The following is a 517-nucleotide window of genomic DNA, read 5'->3' as shown; positions in this document are numbered from 1 at the left end:
TGCACAGCGTTGATAGTTTCGTACACTTCTATCGCGACCAGGGTAAGTCTTGCCCTTCAACGACTACCGTGTACCGCTACATCGATGCCGGGCTGCTTGAACTAGACAACATGACACTCCCCAAGAAGCTCCGACGCCGCGTCAAAGGCTATAAGAACGCCCACAAACGCAAGAACAAGAAGATATACGGCGACTCAATCGAGCTGCGTCCTGCGGCCGTGAATGACCGTACAGGCGTGGGACATTGGGAAGGCGACTTGGTCAAAGGTATTCGTTCGGCTGATGAGCCAGCGCTGATGACGCTCACAGAACGGTACAGCCGAACTGAAATCATCGTTAAGATACCTGACTATCATGCGGACACCTGCCTTAAAGCCTTGCAGGACACGATCAACGATTACGGTGCCAAGGAGTTTGAGAGTATCACGTTTGACAATGGTTCCGAGTTCGCCAAGCTGTCGGAGATCGTTGGAACCCAGATCTATTTTGCTCATCCATACTCGCCTTGGGAGCGCGG

General features: G+C 52.6%; 1 protein-coding gene. It reads left to right on the top strand.

The annotated features are described in order from the left end of the window. Positions 1 to 517, top strand: a 517-nt coding sequence (locus FC75_RS06975; RefSeq protein WP_156403590.1) for an IS30 family transposase, incomplete at both ends; no start/stop codon positions are given.

Source organism: Lacticaseibacillus camelliae DSM 22697 = JCM 13995 (assembly GCF_001436615.1).
In the GTDB taxonomy this organism is placed as follows: Bacteria; Bacillota; Bacilli; order Lactobacillales; family Lactobacillaceae; genus Lacticaseibacillus; species Lacticaseibacillus camelliae.
The sequence above is the reverse complement of the archived record's forward strand: the minus strand, read 5'-3'. Positions and strand labels throughout refer to the sequence as shown.